Genomic DNA, 16,004 nt, shown 5'->3' with positions numbered 1-16,004 from the left:
GCGTGGTCGAGCGCCGGAACTTGTCGGTGGGTGTCTTTAGAGTCAGACTCAATTGAAACCTTCGAATACCTGTTCGATCTTTCTGGAGGCCGTTCTCGCCCTGAGGGGGTCCCGGTTAATCGGGGTATGCGAGTGGGGAGGTACCCGATGTCCGGTGGAAATGCACGTCCGGCCCATCCAGGGCGCGCGGGCGAACTACTAAGACGCGCCGACGGCCTGTTGATCCAGGCGGCGGGGGAGCAGGACCCGGCGGAGCGCTTCCGCACGGCCTACCTGGCGGCGCTGCGCGGGGCGGGCGCGGTGCTGGCTCTCACGGGCGCGGACCGCGCACCCCGGGCGCGTTCCCGCAATGCCTGGGTCATGATGCAGACTGCCGCACCGGAATTCGTGATGTGGGCGGATTACTTCAGCGCCCAGTCCGAGACCCGGGCCGCGCTGGAGGCCGGTTTGCCCCGTCCGATCGATGATCGGCGCGCCGATGAGTTCTCTTCGCGGGTAGGCGCATTCCTTCACGACATCGAAGATCTGCTGGCAGCGGCGTCACGATTGCGTCCCAGTACGGGCTGGGTTGCCGGAATGCTGGCATGACTATCGGCGAGTAGGTGGTAGGTACCTGATCGAACTCGTATTATTGGTGACAGACAGCCGCCAACGTCGGCTATCTGTCGCTTACCCGGAGGCGACCGCCACCATCTAGTGCCGGGGGAGGTACCGTGCCACTCTCCGAGCACGAGCAGCGCATGCTCGAACAAATCGAGAGCGCGCTCTATGCTGAGGACCCCAAGTTCGCCTCGACGGTTCGGGGTGGACGGTTACGTTCCGCCACCGGCCGGCGCAGACTGCAGTCGGCGGCTCTGTTCGTCCTCGGTCTGTTCCTGCTCGTGGCAGGCATCGCCGCGCCCGTGAAGCTGGGCGACTTCCCGATCATCAGTTTGATCGGATTCATCGTCATGTTCGGCGCGGGAGTGCTGTTGCTGACCGGTGGCCCTGGGATGAAGTCCCAGGGTGGCCGCGGCAGTGACGGTCATCCCTCGTCGGGTAGCGGTCCTGGCGGCGGCCAGGGTCGGCCGAAGAAGGCCGGCGGGTTCTCATCTCGTATGGAAGACCGGTTCCGCCGCCGGTTCGAACAGGACAACTGAACGGTCCGCTCCTAGTCATAGGGGCGGCTGCTCGGCTAACTGAAGCAAGCGCGACACGCCGTGGCGCCACACCGATTTGGGGTGTGGTGCCACGGCGTTTCTCGTGGGTTTCCGGCGGCGTGTCGAGCCGCACATGGCATTCCCCACCTCTCCCCACGGGGTTCCCCCACCCTCACCCACCCGCGTCGGAAATGCGCGCTATCTGCGTGTTTGCTGATTGTTGTCGGGTGTGGTCCGCCGCGTGCCGCGCGTGTCGGGGGAACTGCGGGGAAAGTTCCCCACCTGTGTGATAGCTGGTGTGACCTGCAAAGTTCGCCAAGCGGGGACCGAGATCACCGCCGCTTTCGATTGAAAGTGGGGGAAAGTGGGGTAATGTGGAGCGCGCACTACAGGAGGCCGAACAGTCGAGAGGGTGATCCGGTAGGAGGTGTCGGGACTTGTTCCTCGGTACCTATACCCCTCGACTGGACGACAAGGGGCGACTCACGTTGCCTGCGAAGTTTCGGGACGAGCTGGCGGGAGGGTTGATGGTCACGAAGGGTCAAGACCACAGCCTTGCCGTATATCCGAAGGACGAGTTCACCGCGCTTGCGCGGCGGGCCGCGGCCGCGTCTCGAAGCAATCCGCAGGCTCGCGCATTCGTCCGAAACCTGGCTGCCTCCTCGGATGAACAGCGTCCGGATGCACAGGGACGCATCATGTTGTCGGCTGAGCACCGCCGCTACGCGAATCTCTCGAAGGATTGCGTGGTGATCGGCTCGGTCGACTTCCTCGAAATATGGGACAAGACGGCGTGGGAAAGCTACCTCGCCGAGCATGAGGAGGATTACTCGCAGGCCAGAGATGAGTCGCTGGGCGGAATCTTCTAGCCCACAGCGAGGCGAGTGCCCTGCGGCCTCTGCCCGACGCGGACCCTGACGTACTTCCCCAACGCCAGGTGCCGCGCTTCGGTCAGAGACCCTGGGGCATTGGCCACCGACACTGAAATCCTTCAGTGCAGTCCGAATCGCAAGCGACCTGTCATGGGGTCGTGCGACGAAATGTGAGGTCCGGGAGGTCGAAGGTGCACCCAGGCAGTGACGGTCCCCGCCATGTGCCGGTTCTCCTCGATCGCGCAGACGAAATCCTCGGTCCCGCTTTGGGTTTCGACGATGCCGTCTATGTGGACTGCACGCTCGGTCTCGGTGGTCATGCCGAACACTTCCTGCGTACGTATCCCAATATCCGGCTCGTCGGGCTGGATCGCGATACCGAAGCGCTGAAGCTGGCGGGGGAGCGCCTGCGCCCCTACGAGGATCGAATCACCCTGGTGCACACCAGGTATGACGGTATCGCCGACGCCCTCGAAGAGGCCGGGTTGCCGCGTACCGGTTCGGTGCAGGCCATTCTGATGGATCTGGGCGTCTCCTCCATGCAGTTGGACGAGGCCGAGCGCGGCTTCGCGTACTCCATCGACGCTCCGCTGGATATGCGGATGGATCCCAGCACCGGCCCGACCGCGGCCGATGTGCTCAATACCTACAGTCACGGTGATCTGGCCCGGGTGCTGAAGGTCTACGGTGAGGAACGCTTCGCGGGCAAGATCGCCTCGGAAGTGTTGCGCCGCAGGCAGAAAGCCCCGTTCGTCACCAGTGCGCAATTGGTGGAGGTGTTGTACGCCACCATTCCGGCCGCGGCTCGTCGTACCGGCGGGCATCCGGCCAAGCGCACCTTCCAGGCGCTGCGGGTCGAGGTGAATCGGGAGTTGGAATCCCTCGAAGCCGCGGTTCCGGCCGCGCTGGACGCGCTCGCGCCCGGCGGCCGGATCGTATTCATGAGCTACCAGTCCCTCGAGGATCGGGTGGTGAAGCATGAGCTGGCCAAGCGGTCGGCCTCGCGTACTCCACTCGATCTGCCGGTCGAATTGCCCGGTATGGGACCGGAATTCAAGATTCTGACCCGGGGCGCGGAGAAGGCCACCGAGCAGGAGATCGAAGACAATCCGCGGGCGGCTCCGGTGCGCATGCGGGCGGCGGAGCGGATCGCAGGGGAGGTTGCGCAATGAATGGTCGGGCGCGAAATCGGCGAGTGGGCCCTGTCAAGGCGTATCGGACTCGGAGGTGGCACGCTCGCCCGGCGTGGAGCGGGGCCGCCCAATGACCATCAAGACGCAGCCGCCGGTTCGGGTAGCCCGCCGGGTGAAGGCTGCCGAACAGGTGAAATCCGGTGCGGCGCAACGCGCCTACGCACGCCGACGCAGCCGCGAGCGCGCCGAACTGCCGGCGGCGCTGCGGCGTATGGCCGGTGATTCCCCGCGTGGCCGAATGTCGTTCGTGGCCACCATTATCGCGCTGCTGGGGTGTGGTTTGGCGCTGACGCTGCTGCTCACCACCCGTGCCACCGAGGACAGCTATCACCTCGGCGATGCGCGGCGCACCAATGAGCAGCTCTCGGATCAGCGGGCGGCGCTGCAGCGTGAGGTGGAGGCTGCCGATTCGGCGCCCGAATTGGCCCAGCGCGCATCGGAATTGGGCATGATCCCGGCGAAGGATCCGGCCCGTCTGGTGGTGGCTCCGGATGGTCAGGTGATCGTGGTCGGTGAGCCGAAGGTGGCTCAGGGTTCGCCGGCGCTGCCGTTGAACACGACTCCGCCGCTGCCGTCCGCACAGCCGCCGCGTCAGGTGCAGGCGCAGGGTGAGCGGGTGGTGCCGGTGACCAGGACACCGAATCCGCCGACCACCGCACCCAATCCGGTTACGGCGCCGAATCCGGCGCCGCAGTCCCCGGCGCTGCAGGCCGCGCCGAATGGAACGCCTCGATGAGTTCATCCCGCGCAATGCGCGGTGGCCGTGATTCCGGCCGGGGACGGGCGGCTGCCACGCGCAGCCGATCCGGCTCCGGCCGTGCGGGTTCCGGGCCCGGGCGCAGTGCCAGACCACGGGCAACGCCGGGTATGGACGGCGCCACCCGGTTCCGATTCGGGGTGGGCCGGGTGCTCATGCTGCTGGCCCTGCTGGTGACCGCGGGCCAATTGCTGTGGATCCAAAGCTTTTCCGCGCCCATGCTCTCCGCGCAGGCGGCCGATCAGCGCACCGTGAAGCTGGCCGATGCCGCCAAGCGCGGGACGATCACCGATCGCTACGGCAATCCGCTCGCCTTCACCATTGCCGCGAAGCAGTTGAGCTTTCAGCCGATCCAGGTGCGTAAGCGGCTTGCGGACGCGCACGAGAAGAATCCGTCCGCGCCCGAGCCCGATGATCGGCTGCAGGCCATTGCCAAATACATTCACGAAAAGCTCGGTATTGCCGCGCCGGAGAAGGATCTGCTGGCCAAAATGCGCAGCGACGATCCGTACGCCTCCCTGGCGCGCAATGTGGATTCGCAGGTCGCGGCCGATATCGGGCTGAAGTTTCCGGAGGTCGGCGTCGACCGTCAGGATATGCGCGAATATCCCGGTGGGGCATTGGCCGCCAATATGATCGGCGCCACCGGCTGGGACGGGCACGGGCAGATCGGCCTGGAATCGGCCATGGACGCGATTCTCGCCGGATCCGACGGCTCGATGACCTATGACCGCGGTTCGGACGGCGCGGTGATCCCGGGCAGTTGGCGTGATCGGGTGCCCGCGGTGAACGGCTACGGCGTCGAACTGACCCTGGATCAGGATCTGCAGTACTACGTGCAGCAGCAGGTGCAGCAGGCCAAGGACATGTCCGGCGCGCAGGCCGCCTCCGCGGTGGTGCTGGACGCGCACACCGGTCAGGTGCTGGCGATGGCGAACGACAACACCTTCAATCCCGCTATGGGACCGCAGTATTGGTCGCAATCGGACCTCGGTAACCCGTCGGTGCAGGAGGTGTACGAGCCCGGTTCGGTGAACAAGATCGTCACCGCGGCCGCGGCCATCGAGTACGGCCTCACCAATCCCGATGAGGTGCACGAGGTTCCGGGCAGTATCAGCCTGGGCGGCGTCACCGTGCACGATGCGTGGGAGCACGGGGTGGCGCCGTATACCACCACCGGCATCTTCGGTAAGTCCTCCAATGTGGGCACGCTCATGCTGGCGCAGCGCGTGGGCGAGGACCGCTACTTCGACATGCTCAAGAAGTTCGGGCTGGGTCAGCGCACCGGTGTCGGCCTGCCCGGTGAGAGCGCGGGCGTGGTGCCGCCGCGCGATCAGTGGTCCGGCTCCACCTTCGCCAATCTCCCCATCGGCCAGGGTCTTTCGATGACGACGCTGCAGATGACCGCCATGTACCAGGCCATCGCCAATGACGGCGTGCGGATTCCGCCGCGCATTGTGAAGGCCAAGATCGCCCCGGACGGCACCCGTACCGAGGAGACGCAGCCGGATCCGGTCAAGGTGATCAGTCCGCAGACCGCGCAGACGCTGCGGCAGATGTTCCAGGCCGTGGTGCAGAAGGATCCGCGCGGTATCCAGTCCGGTACCGGTAGTCCGGCGGCCATCGAGGGCTATCAGGTGGCGGGTAAGACCGGTACCGCGCAGCAGATCGATCAGAAGTGCCGCTGCTATTCGACCGACCGCTACTGGGTCACCTTCGCGGGTATGGCTCCGGCCGACAATCCGCGCTATGTGATCGGCATGATGCTCGACGCACCCGTGCGCAGCTCCGACGGTAGCGGTGGTGGATCGGCCGCGCCGCTGTTCCACAGCCTCGCCTCCTGGGCCCTGCAGCGGGATCGGGTGCCGCCGTCGCCACCGGCCAAACCACTGATTTTGCAGGCGAGTTAGAGCAGGTAGGCGATGGACGTGACCGGCACCGCCCCGGGCTCGTGGCCGGGCGGGTGACCGAACTGCGCCGTGCCGATCGCACGGTGACACAACACAGGTAACCTGACACGTCGATCCGAGTCCGAGTACCGGATTCGGATCCATGACCTTCGATGAACACCGTCCCGGAGAGGAGCTTCGTGCCCGCGCAAGACAGTCCGCAGGTACTTCGGCCCGCCGCACCGCCGGTGACCGCCCTGCGCACGGTCGCCGAGCTCACGAACGCCCGCCCGGCCGGTACCGCCGGTATTCCGGCGGATGTGCTGATCACCGGTATCGAGCAGCGTTCGAACGCGGTCCGGCCGGGTGATCTGTTCACCGGATTGGCCGGGGCGCACGCGCACGGCGCGCGGTTCGCGCGGGATGCGGTGGCGCGCGGCGCGGTCGCGGTCTTCACCGATCCGGCGGGCGCGGAACTGATCGGCGAGCTCGAGGTGCCGGTGCTGGTGCATGACGCGCCGCGCTCGGTGCTCGGCGAATTGTCCTCGGCCCTTTACGGTGATCCGTCTCGCACCTTGCGCATCATCGGCATTACCGGCACTTCCGGCAAGACCACCACTTCGTATCTGGTGGAGGCGGGACTCGCCGCGGCCGGTTTTCGCACCGCCTTGATCGGCACCATCGAAACCCGCATCGGCGGGCAGCGGGTGCCCTCGGCATTGACCACCCCCGAGGCTCCGCAATTGCACGCCATGTTCGCGGTCATGGTGGAGCAGGGTGTGCAGGCGGTGGTCATGGAGGTCTCCAGTCACGCACTCGCGCTGGGCCGGGTCGACGGGGTGGCGTTCGCGGTCGGCGCGTTCACCAATCTCTCGCAGGATCACCTCGACTTCCACCGCGATTTCGAGGACTACTTCGCCGCCAAGCGCCGCCTGTTCGTACCCGGTGATTCGGCCGTCGTACCCGCCGCGAAAGCGGTGCTGTGCATCGACGACGAGTGGGGTGCCCGGCTGGCCGGTGACGTGACCGTGGCGGCCCTGGCCGACGGCCGACCGGAATTGGTGACCGTCACGACAACCCCTGGCGTACAAGCGGATTGGGTGGCCGGTGCGGCCGTCCCCGGTGCCGCGAGCCAGCGGTTCGAAGCCTGCGGCCCCGGTACGAAACTCGATGTGACGCTGCGACTTCCGGGCGCGTACAACATCGCCAACGGCTTGCTCGCGCTCGCGGTCTGCGCCGCGGTCGGAGCCGATACGTCCACTGCCGCACCGGCATTGGGTGAAGTGGATGTGCCCGGGCGGATGCAGCGGGTGGAGCGCGGACAGGGTTTCCTGGCCGTGGTCGACTACGCGCACAAGCCCGCGGCCATCGAATCGGTGGTGGCCACCCTGCGTGCGCTGCTCGCCGAGCAAGGACACGGACGACTCGCCGTAGTGGTCGGCGCGGGCGGTGATCGCGATGCCGGGAAACGCCCTTTCATGGGTGCGGCCGGTGCACGCGGCGCGGACCTGCTCATCATCACCGACGACAATCCACGTAGTGAAGAGCCTGCGGCCATCCGCGCCGCGGTCCGTGCCGGCGCCGAGCAGGTGCCGCCGGGCGAACGCGGAGAGGTCCGGGAGGTCGGGGACCGGGCACAGGCCATTGCCGCCGCCGTCGACTGGGCACAACCCGGCGATGTGCTGCTGGTCGCGGGCAAGGGACATGAAACAGGGCAGGAGATTTCGGGAGTGAAGTATCCGTTCGACGACCGCGAGGTGCTCGCGGCGGCCTTGTCGCGAAGGACGAGGGACCTGACGCATTCATGATCGAGATGACTTTGCGGGAGATCGCGGAGATCGTGGGCGGCACGCTGCACGATGTCCCCGACCCCGACACGACGGTCACCGGAGCGGCCGAATTCGATTCGCGCCGAATCACTCCCGGTGACCTGTTCCTGGCGCTGCCGGGCGAGCATGCCGACGGTCACGACTTCGCGGCCAAGGCCATAGCCGCCGGAGCGGTGGCGGTGCTGGCGGCGCGCCCGATCGGCGTCCCGGCGATTGTGGTTGCGCCACAGGCACATGCGCCCAGCCGCGCCATCGCGCTGGCCTATGACACCGACGGGTCCGGCGCGGCCGTACTCGAGGCCCTCGGCAAGCTGGCGCGGGCCAGCGTGGATCGCCTGGCCGCGACGGGCGGCCTCACCGTGGTCGGTGTGACCGGTTCGTCCGGCAAGACCTCCACCAAGGATCTGCTCGCGGCCGTACTGGCCCCGCTCGGCGAGGTTGTCGCCCCGCCCGGCTCGTTCAACAATGAGCTCGGCCACCCGTGGACGGCGCTGCGCGCCGACGCGAACACCCGCTACCTCGTGCTGGAGCTCTCCGCGCGCGGACCCGGACATATCAAGGCGCTCACCGAGATCGCGCCGCCCAGCGTGGGCGTGGTGCTCAATGTCGGCACCGCACACCTGGGTGAATTCGGCAGTCAGGAAATAATCGCGCAGACCAAAGGCGAACTGGTGGAAGCCCTTCCGGCCACCGGTCTCGCCGTACTGAATCTCGACGACCGCCTGGTCGCGCAGATGGCCGAGCGGACACCGGCGCGGGTAGTGACCGTCGGGCTCAACTCGAACGCCGATGTGCGCGCCACCGACGTCCAGATGGACGAGCAGGCGCGGGCGCGATTCACGCTGCACCACAAGGGCGAATCCATCGCCGTCCAGCTCGCCGTGCACGGTGAGCATCAGGTCGGCAATGCTCTGTCCGCCGCCGCCGTGGCCCTGAACCAGGGCGCGGATCTCGCAACCGTGGCGCAGGCCCTCGCCGGCGCGAGCGCGGCCTCGGCGCGGCGCATGGACGTGCGCACCCGGACCGACGGTGTGACCGTCATCAACGACTCCTACAACGCCAACCCGGATTCGGTGCGCGCGGCGCTCAAAGCCCTCGTCACCATGTCCCGCAGGGCCGGAGCGGACGGGCAGGGCCGCGAGATCGGCCGCCGCCGCAGCTGGGCCGTGCTCGGCGAAATGGGTGAACTGGGCGACGATTCGGTGATCGAACACGATCGCATCGGCCGGCTCGTCGTGCGCTTGGACGTCGATCGGCTCATAGTGATCGGCACCGGGCGGCCATCGCACGGCATGCATCAGGGGGCGGTGATGGAGGGTTCCTGGGGTGAAGAGTCGATACTGGTGCCGGACCTGCAAGCCGCGATCGAGATTCTCGACGCCGAACTCGAACCGGGTGATGTGGTGCTCGTGAAGGCCTCGAAGTCGGTGGGGCTGTGGACCGTTGCCGAGCACCTCCTGGAGGCCGCGCGATGACACAGATCCTGCTGTCGGCGGCCATCGCGCTCGCCGTCTCCATTCTGCTCACCCCCGCGGTGATCAGCTGGTTCGCCAAACAGGGCTTCGGCCAGGAGATCCGGGTCGACGGCCCGGAATCGCACAAGGCCAAGCGCGGCACCCCCACCATGGGCGGCGTCGCCATCATCATCGGTATGTGGGCCGGATACCTCGGCTCGCACCTGATTTCGATGAGCTACGGCGAGCCGGGGCCCTCGGCCTCGGGTCTGCTGGTCATGGGATTGGCCACCGCGCTCGGCGCGGTCGGCTTCCTGGACGACATGATCAAACTGCGTAAGCAGCGCAATCTCGGGCTCACCGCCGCGGGTAAGTACATCGGGCAGTTGGCCTCGGCGGTCATATTCGGTGTGCTGGCACTGCAATTCAAGGGCGCGAACGGGTTGACCCCCGCCAGCCGGCACCTGTCGTACACGCGGGACATCACCACAATATCGATGGGCGTGGTGATCTTCCTGTTCTTCGTCAGCCTGATCGTGGTGGCCTGGTCCAACGCGGTCAACCTGACCGACGGCCTGGACGGTCTCGCGGCCGGTTCCATTAGTCTGGTACTGGGCGCGTACATGATCATCACCTTCTGGCAGTGGCGCAATGCCTGCTCCACGCATCCGGAGGCGGGCTGCTACAACGTGCGCGATCCACTGGATCTGGCGCTGGTGTGTGCCGCCGGCGGGGCTGCGTGCATCGGCTTCCTGTGGTGGAATGCCGCGCCCGCCAAGATCTTCATGGGCGATACCGGTTCGCTGGCCCTCGGCGGTCTGCTCGCGGGCCTGTCGATCACCACGCGCACCGAACTGCTGATGATCGTGATCGGCGCGCTCTTCGTCGCCGAGGCGGCTTCGGTCATCTTGCAGGTCGCGGTCTTCCGCACCACACGGAACCGATTGTTCAAGATGGCTCCGTTCCACCACCACTTCGAATTGAGCGGGTGGGCTGAAACCACGGTGATCATCCGGTTCTGGTTGCTGGCCGGCATGGCGTCGGCGATCGGTCTGGGCCTGTTCTACAGCGATTACCTCTCTGCGGTCGGGTGAACATCTGATGGTCGAACATTCTCCGAGGGTCCTGCGTTCTCCGGGCCCCATGCTCGAATTCCTGCGCGGTCGTGACGTTCTCGTCGCCGGTTGGGGGGTGTCCGGGCGCTCCCTCGTGGAGCCGCTACAGGACATCGGCGCCCGCCCGGTGGTCACCGACGGCGGCGGTAAGGCCCTGGCCGAAGCCGCCGAACTCGGTCTGCAGACCGCCACCACCGCCGATCTACTCGAACCCGATGCGCTGCAACGGTTCGCACTGGTCATCACCAGCCCCGGCTGGCGGCCCGACTCCCCGATACTGGTTTCGGCTGTCACCGAGGGCATTCCGGTATGGGGTGATGTCGAGTTCGCCTGGTGGGTCGATCAGGCGCGCATCTACGGGCCGGTGCGCAAGTGGCTGGTGATCACCGGCACGAACGGTAAGACCACCACCACGCAGATGACGCATTCGATACTGCGGGCCGCCGGGATTCCCAGCGTCGCCTGCGGCAATATCGGACTGCCGATTTTGGATGCGCTGCGCCGCAATCCGGGTCCGCAGGTGCTGGCCGTGGAGCTCTCCTCGTTCCAATTGTATTGGGCCCCTTCGGTACGACCCGAAGCCGGTGTGGTGCTGAACGTGGCCGAGGATCACCTGGACTGGCACGGCGGACTCGACGGCTATGCCGCCGCCAAGGCGCGCGCGCTCACCGGACGCGTCGGCGTGGTCGGCCTGGACGATCAGGTCGCGGCCGCGCTGGCGCGAAAGTCCAAGGCGCGCCGCACCGTCGGGTTCCGGATCGGTGTACCCGCCGACGGTGAACTCGGTGTGGTCGACGGCAAACTGCTGGATCGCGCCTTCACCAAGGCCGCGATTCTGGCCGAGGTGGGCGATATCAGCCCGCAGGGTCCGGCCGGGGTTGCCGACGCGCTCGCCGCGGCCGCGCTCACCCGATCCATCGATGTGGCACCGCAGTTCGTGAAAGAGGGGCTGCAGGAACACAAGGTGGGCCCGCATCGCGCGGCGCAGGTGCGCGAACTCTGCGGTGTCGACTTCGTGGACGACTCCAAGGCCACCAATCCGCATGCCGCGCGGTCGTCGATCCTGGCGCACCACTCGGTCATCTGGGTGGCCGGCGGACAGCTCAAGGGCGCGAGCGTCGAAGACCTCGTGGAGGAGGTGCGCGAACACCTGATCGCGGCCGTACTCTTCGGTGTCGACGCGCCCGTGATCGCCGCCGCACTGGCGCGACACGCCCCGGATGTCCCCGTCGTGGAGCTGAATTCGGGGGACGATGCAGGAATGGGTGACCCCTTCACCGAAATCGAGCCCGAAGCGGTGATGGCTCGCGCGGTCCGGGTGGCCGCCAGTTATGCCACCCGCGGCGACACCGTGCTGCTGGCTCCGGCCGCGGCATCCCTGGACATGTTCGCCGACTACACCCATCGCGGACGAAGTTTCGTGACCGCGGTGCAGGCCCTGGACGAGAAGGACATCGGGAGACCGGAATGACGGGGCCACGCCGCGCGGGGACAACAGGTTCCGCGCGGCGGGCCGGCACCGGATGGTTCGCGGCCTGGCTGGCGCGACCGCTGGCCTCGTTCCATCTCGTCGTCGCCATCGCGGTACTGCTCACCGTCCTCGGACTGGTGATGGTGCTCTCGGCGTCCAGCGTCGAGTCGTATGCCGTTGGTAAATCCGCGTATTCGCTGTTCCTCATGCAGGCGGCGATGGCGCTGTTCGGTGCGGTGCTGTTCTATATCGCGCTGCGGATTCCCATGCGGGTGATGCGGCAGTTGTCGTTCCCGGTGTTCGCTTTGTCCGTCGTGCTCCTGGTGCTGGTGCTGATTCCGGGCATCGGCACCGAGGTGCAGGGGTCGCGGCGCTGGTTCGACCTCGGGGTCGTCTCGGTGCAGCCGTCCGAGATCGCCAAGGTGACCCTGGTGGTGTGGGGCGCGCATCTGCTGGCCTCGCGGCAGACCGAAAAGGCCGGGTACAAGGACATTCTCATGCCGCTGGTGCCCGCGGGCCTGCTGGTGTGTTTCCTGGTCGTGCTCGAACCGAACCTGTCCACCACCATCGCGCTGGGCATTGTGCTGTCCTCGCTGCTGTGGTTCGGCGGGCTGCCGCTGCGTATGTTCGTGACCATCGCGGTGTCCGGTGGTGTGGCGGCCGGCATTCTGGCGCTGTCGGCCGGATATCGGTCGGACCGTATGCGCGCGTTCTTCAACCCGGGTGACGATCCGCAGGGCATCGGGTATCAGGCGCGGCAGGCGTTGTATTCGCTTGCCGACGGCGGAATTTGGGGACGCGGGCTCGGACAGTCGCGGGCCAAGTGGAGCTATCTGCCCAACGCGCACAACGACTTCATCTTCGCGATCATCGGCGAGGAGCTCGGCTTCCTCGGATGTGCCTTGGTGCTGGGGCTTTTCGCGCTGTTCGTGTACACGGGTTTGCGCATCGCCACGCGTTCGGTGGATCCGTTCATCCGGCTGCTGACCGCCTCGGCCACCACCTGGATCACCGGGCAGGCGCTCATCAATGTCGGCTACGTCGTCGGCCTGCTGCCGGTGACCGGCCTGCAGCTGCCACTGGTTTCGGCAGGTGGCTCCTCGCTCGCCATCACCCTGCTCATGTTCGGCATCATCGCCAACGCGGCCCGGCACGAACCCGAGGCGGTGGCGGCGCTGCAGGCCGGACAGGACGGTCGCTTCAGCCGCCTGCTGCGCCTGCCGGTGCCCGAAATGTACTCCCCCGCACGGGCACAGGCCGCCCGCGCCCGCAACAAGCCCAAGGCCAAGGCCAAGGCCAAGTCGGGTGTGAAGGCCGCCCCGCAGCGGCGTGCACTACCGCCCAGCGGTCGCGGCCGGGGCGGGTACGACTCGCCGTCGCGCCGCTCGATAGATTCCGATACCGCCAGGCGCACCAGCCGCTCCACCGAATCGTGGCGCAGCACGCGGGCCTGGGAACCCAGCTATCCGACGAAACACGATAGGGACAGGGGACATTCGAGGTGACAGTGGAGCGGCCGCTCTCGGTGATCGTGGCGGGTGGTGGCACCGCGGGGCATATCGAACCCGCCCTGGCGGTCGCCGACGCGCTACGCCGACGCGACCCGTCCATCCGGATCACCGCCCTGGGCACCCAGCGCGGCCTGGAAACCGAACTGGTCCCCGAGCGCGGTTACACCCTCGAGTTGATCCCCCCGGTCCCGCTACCCCGCAAACCCACCGCCGACCTGCTCCGCCTCCCCGGCCGAGTACTGGCCTCGATGCGCCGCACACACGAGATCATCGACGCGGTCGAAGCCGACGTGATCGTGGGCTTCGGCGGCTACGTCGCACTCCCCGCCTATCTCGCGGCCGGCCCCGTCATCCCGGCGCGTTTTTGGCCGGGATCCACACCCGCAGCGCAGCAACCTATATCGGTGGATCCCGGCCAAAAGAATGCCGGGATGACGAAGGGGAGTCGCCACCAAGAGGATGTGACGAAGGGCGGTCGGCGCAAGGTGCCTGTGGTGGTGCATGAGGCGAATGCCATGGCGGGGATTTCCAACAAGATCGGGGCGCGCATCGCCACCAGAGTATTGGCGGCTGCGGGGAATTCGGGTGTGCGCGGTCGCGGGCGCAAGGATGCGGAGGTCGTCGGCATTCCGGTGCGGTCCGCGATCTCCACCCTCAACCGCCCAGCTTTGCGGGCGCAGGCCCGCGAGCATTTCGGGTTGCCCGCCGAGGGGCCGGTGCTGTTGGTGTTCGGCGGGTCGCAGGGGGCGCGCAGTCTCAATGAGGCCGTGTCGGCTGCCGCGCCGCAGTTGACCGCCGCGGGGATTTCGGTGCTGCACGCGCATGGGCCGAAGAACAGTCTCAGCCTGGCCGGGCTGCATGAGCCCGCGAAATATGTTGCGGTGCCGTATTTGTCGCAGATGGCCCTGGCGTACGCTGCGGCGGATGCGGTGGTGTGCCGGTCGGGGGCGATGACCGTCGCCGAGGTGTCGGCGGTGGGGTTGCCCGCGTTCTATGTTCCGCTACCACACGGCAATGGCGAGCAGGAACTCAATGCGCGGCCGGTGGTGGCCGCGGGCGGTGGCAGAATCGTGGCGGACGCGGAGCTGACTCCGAAATATGTGATCGACGAGGTGATACCGCTGCTCAGGGATTCCGATCGGCTGGCAGCCATGGGTCGCGCGGCGGCGGATGCCGGTCACCGTGACGCCGCGGACGAGGTAGCGCGAATTGTGCTGGAGGTGGCAGGTCGTGACTGAAGCAGCCGAAACCCGAACAGATCTGGATGCGGTGAACACACCTTTGGAGCAGGAGACGGACCTACCGGAACTTTTGCAGCGGGTCCACATGATCGGCATCGGAGGTGCCGGAATGTCCGGTATCGCCCGAATTCTGCTGTCCCGGGGCGGGATGGTCTCCGGCTCCGACGCCAAGGAGAGCCGCGGCGTGCTGGCCCTGCGGGCCCGCGGCGCACAGGTGCGCATCGGCCATGACGCCGGTGCCCTGGACCTGCTGCCCGGCGGGCCGACCGCGGTCGTCACCACCTACGCCGCCATCCCCAAGACCAATCCCGAACTGGTGGAGGCACATCGGCGCGGCCTGCCCGTACTGCTGCGCCCGGCCGTCCTGGCCGAGCTCATGCAGGGGCATAAGACCCTGCTGGTCTCGGGCACGCACGGTAAGACCTCCACCACCTCCATGCTGGTTGTCGCGCTGCAGCATTGCGGCGCGGACCCGTCCTTCGCGGTCGGCGGTGAGCTCAACGAGTCGGGCACCAATGCCCATCACGGCACCGGCGGCATCTTCGTGGCCGAGGCCGACGAGAGCGACGCCTCACTGCTGCAGTACGCCCCGGATGTGGCCGTGGTGACCAATATCGAATCCGATCACCTGGACTACTTCGGCACCGACGAGGCGTACACGCAGGTCTTCGACGACTTCGTGGACCGCGTGCAAACCGGTGGCCGTCTCGTGGTCTGCCTGGATGACGCGGGCTCGCTCGGCCTGGCCGAACGCACCGTGGCCCGGCTCGCCGGCGACCCGCGCGGTATCGAGGTAATCGGTTACGGTTCCGGCGATTTCGTGGGCACCGGACTGACGGTCGGCGCGCAACTGCTCTCCTTCGAACCACGCGATGTCGGCGGTGTGGCGGTGTTCCAGCTCTCCGACGAACCCGCGCCGCGCACCCTGCGACTCTCGGTACCGGGCCGGCATATGGCCTTGAACGCGCTCGCCGCACTGCTGGCCGCGCGGGCCGCCGGAGCCGATATGGCCGAAATCATCCAGGGCCTGGAGGGTTTCGGCGGTGTGCACCGGCGCTTCCAGCTCACCGGCCGGGAGAACGGCGTCCGCGTCTTCGACGATTACGCCCACCATCCGACCGAGGTACGCGCGGTACTCAGCGCCGCCGCCGAACTGGTGGCGCAGGAGGCCCGCGATGGCGCGCGCTCGCGTCAGGGTCGCGTGATCGTGGTCTTCCAACCGCACTTGTACAGTCGCACCGCCACTTTCGCGACCGAGTTCGGTACCGCCCTCTCGCTCGCCGACGAGGTCGTGGTGCTCGATGTCTACGGTGCGCGCGAGGAGCCGCTGCCCGGTGTGAACGGCGCGCTGGTGGCCAATGCCGTCACCAAACCCGTGCACTACCAACCGGATATGTCGCGGGTGGGCCGTCAGGTCGCCGCGCTCGCGCGCCCCGGCGATGTGGTGATCACCATGGGTGCGGGCGATGTCACCATGCTGGGCGGTCAGATCCTCGACGGTCTGCGTGCGCGACCCTCGCACGGGCGGTGAGC

At 67.2% G+C, this 16,004-nt stretch carries 12 protein-coding genes and 1 pseudogene; all 13 read left to right on the top strand.

Annotated elements, in window-relative coordinates; translation table 11 throughout:
- The first annotated feature begins 147 nt into the window (after nt 1–147).
- Complete coding sequence (locus GFY24_RS34995; RefSeq protein WP_153809396.1) at nt 148–588, top strand: SAV_6107 family HEPN domain-containing protein; 441 nt, start codon at nt 148–150, stop codon at nt 586–588.
- Between the two features lie 125 nt (nt 589–713).
- Entirely contained in the window at nt 714–1,139 is a 426-nt protein-coding gene (locus GFY24_RS34990) for a DUF3040 domain-containing protein (protein WP_309231694.1), read from the top strand.
- A 437-nt stretch (nt 1,140–1,576) separates the two neighbouring features.
- Nucleotides 1,577–2,008, top strand: a complete 432-nt coding sequence (mraZ, locus tag GFY24_RS34985) for a division/cell wall cluster transcriptional repressor MraZ (RefSeq protein WP_067565033.1) — start codon at nt 1,577–1,579, stop codon at nt 2,006–2,008.
- 173 nt (nt 2,009–2,181) lie between these two features.
- Nucleotides 2,182–3,183 (top strand): 16S rRNA (cytosine(1402)-N(4))-methyltransferase RsmH, encoded by a 1,002-nt coding sequence (rsmH, locus tag GFY24_RS34980; RefSeq protein ID WP_309231706.1) that lies wholly within the window; start codon nt 2,182–2,184, stop codon nt 3,181–3,183.
- Between the two features lie 91 nt (nt 3,184–3,274).
- Nucleotides 3,275–3,940: a hypothetical protein gene (locus tag GFY24_RS34975; RefSeq protein WP_153809395.1), complete on the top strand. Its 666-nt coding sequence runs from the start codon at nt 3,275–3,277 to the stop codon at nt 3,938–3,940.
- Entirely contained in the window at nt 3,937–5,871 is a 1,935-nt protein-coding gene (locus GFY24_RS34970; RefSeq protein ID WP_194853139.1) for a penicillin-binding protein 2, read from the top strand. The genes GFY24_RS34975 and GFY24_RS34970 overlap by 4 nt, the downstream gene beginning before the upstream one ends.
- A 152-nt stretch (nt 5,872–6,023) precedes the next feature.
- Complete coding sequence (locus tag GFY24_RS34965) at nt 6,024–7,658, top strand: UDP-N-acetylmuramoyl-L-alanyl-D-glutamate--2,6-diaminopimelate ligase (RefSeq protein ID WP_153809394.1); 1,635 nt, start codon at nt 6,024–6,026, stop codon at nt 7,656–7,658.
- Complete coding sequence (gene murF / locus GFY24_RS34960) at nt 7,655–9,154, top strand: UDP-N-acetylmuramoyl-tripeptide--D-alanyl-D-alanine ligase (RefSeq protein ID WP_153809393.1); 1,500 nt, start codon at nt 7,655–7,657, stop codon at nt 9,152–9,154. The genes GFY24_RS34965 and murF overlap by 4 nt, the downstream gene beginning before the upstream one ends.
- Nucleotides 9,151–10,227: a phospho-N-acetylmuramoyl-pentapeptide-transferase gene (mraY, locus tag GFY24_RS34955; RefSeq protein ID WP_153809392.1), complete on the top strand. Its 1,077-nt coding sequence runs from the start codon at nt 9,151–9,153 to the stop codon at nt 10,225–10,227. Before murF ends, mraY begins: the two co-directional genes overlap by 4 nt.
- A 49-nt stretch (nt 10,228–10,276) precedes the next feature.
- Nucleotides 10,277–11,719 carry a UDP-N-acetylmuramoyl-L-alanine--D-glutamate ligase gene (gene murD / locus GFY24_RS34950; protein WP_153809433.1) on the top strand — a complete coding sequence of 481 codons (1,443 nt, stop codon included), beginning with the start codon at nt 10,277–10,279 and terminating at the stop codon, nt 11,717–11,719.
- Entirely contained in the window at nt 11,716–13,224 is a 1,509-nt protein-coding gene (gene ftsW / locus GFY24_RS34945) for a putative lipid II flippase FtsW (RefSeq protein WP_153809391.1), read from the top strand. The genes murD and ftsW overlap by 4 nt, the downstream gene beginning before the upstream one ends.
- A gap of 14 nt (nt 13,225–13,238) precedes the next feature.
- A pseudogene (locus GFY24_RS34940) lies at nt 13,239–14,468 on the top strand (glycosyltransferase); the annotation flags it as partial.
- An 88-nt stretch (nt 14,469–14,556) separates the two neighbouring features.
- A complete protein-coding gene (murC, locus tag GFY24_RS34935) occupies nt 14,557–16,002 on the top strand; it encodes a UDP-N-acetylmuramate--L-alanine ligase (RefSeq protein ID WP_153809431.1) in 1,446 nt (481 codons plus the stop codon).
- Nucleotides 16,003–16,004 lie beyond the last annotated feature (2 nt).

It is taken from the genome of Nocardia sp. SYP-A9097 (assembly GCF_009649815.1).
Taxonomy (GTDB): Bacteria; Actinomycetota; Actinomycetes; order Mycobacteriales; family Mycobacteriaceae; genus Nocardia.
Note: the sequence above shows the minus strand (reverse complement) of the source record. Positions and strands in the feature narration are given on the sequence as shown.

What these genes read in the sequence shown, in the direction of transcription:
- GFY24_RS34970 (WP_194853139.1), top strand. Translation starts at nt 3,937, where the DNA reads ATGAGTTCATCCCGCGCAATGCGCGGTGGCCGTGATTCCGGCCGGGGA.
- murD (WP_153809433.1), top strand. Translation starts at nt 10,277, where the DNA reads ATGCTCGAATTCCTGCGCGGTCGTGACGTTCTCGTCGCCGGTTGGGGG.
- GFY24_RS34965 (WP_153809394.1), top strand. Translation starts at nt 6,024, where the DNA reads ATGAACACCGTCCCGGAGAGGAGCTTCGTGCCCGCGCAAGACAGTCCG.
- ftsW (WP_153809391.1), top strand. Translation starts at nt 11,716, where the DNA reads ATGACGGGGCCACGCCGCGCGGGGACAACAGGTTCCGCGCGGCGGGCC.
- mraY (WP_153809392.1), top strand. Translation starts at nt 9,151, where the DNA reads ATGACACAGATCCTGCTGTCGGCGGCCATCGCGCTCGCCGTCTCCATT.
- murC (WP_153809431.1), top strand. Translation starts at nt 14,557, where the DNA reads ATGATCGGCATCGGAGGTGCCGGAATGTCCGGTATCGCCCGAATTCTG.
- murF (WP_153809393.1), top strand. Translation starts at nt 7,655, where the DNA reads ATGATCGAGATGACTTTGCGGGAGATCGCGGAGATCGTGGGCGGCACG.
- GFY24_RS34975 (WP_153809395.1), top strand. Translation starts at nt 3,275, where the DNA reads ATGACCATCAAGACGCAGCCGCCGGTTCGGGTAGCCCGCCGGGTGAAG.
- GFY24_RS34995 (WP_153809396.1), top strand. Translation starts at nt 148, where the DNA reads ATGTCCGGTGGAAATGCACGTCCGGCCCATCCAGGGCGCGCGGGCGAA.